Genomic DNA, 821 nt, shown 5'->3' with positions numbered 1-821 from the left:
CTTGAAGATGAGAACACCAAGCTGAAGCGGCTCCTGGCGGACGCGATGCTCGACAATGCAGCTCTGAAAAACCTTTTGGAAAAGAAGTGGTGACGCCCGCAGCCAGGCGGAAAGCTGTTGCGCATTTGATGGGTGACCCACCAGATGAGCGAACCATTGCCCGGCAGGCGGTGTTTACACCGCTGAGAGGGGCGGGCGTGTAAAGCCATCGGCTTTTGCCGGATGACTATCCGTTACGAAACCAGGCGCAGCGATGATCATGACCTTCGCGAGCGGATGAAGGCGTTGGCGCATGAACGCCGCCGCTTTGGATATCGACGCCTTCATGTGCTGCTCCGGTGGGAGGGGTACGTTGTGAACCACAAAGGGCTCTTCCGGCTCTATAGGAGGAGAAGCTGACTGTGCGCAAGCGCTGCGGTTGAAAGCGAGCGATCGGCACGCGAGCACCGATGCTGGTCCCGATGGCAACCAATGATCGTTGGTCACTGGACTTCGTGCCGGATCGACTCACCGATGGCCGCAGGTTCCAAGTGCTGATGATCGTCGATGATTGCAACAGAGAATGCCTGGGCCTTTTCGCCGACACATCCCTTTCCGGTCTGCGCGTTGCTCGTGAGCTGGACCGGATCATCGAGGAGCGCGGCAAGCCGAAGACGATTGCCAGCGACAACGGCAGTGAGTTCACAAGCAACGCGATCCTGCAATGGACAGATCGGACCAAGGTAGAATGGCATTACATTGCACCTGGCAAGCCCATCCAAATGCCTCCATCAAAAGCTTCAACGGACGGCTGCGCGAAGAGTTCTTGAATGAAACGCTGT

1 pseudogene is annotated in these 821 nt (G+C 57.4%); it reads left to right on the top strand.

Annotated elements, in window-relative coordinates:
* Positions 1-821, top strand: a pseudogene (locus ASF69_RS07790) (IS3 family transposase); the annotation flags it as partial.

The organism is Rhizobium sp. Leaf311, assembly GCF_001423445.1.
Taxonomy (GTDB): domain Bacteria; phylum Pseudomonadota; class Alphaproteobacteria; order Rhizobiales; family Rhizobiaceae; genus Agrobacterium.
This window is presented reverse-complemented; position numbering and strand designations above follow the sequence as displayed.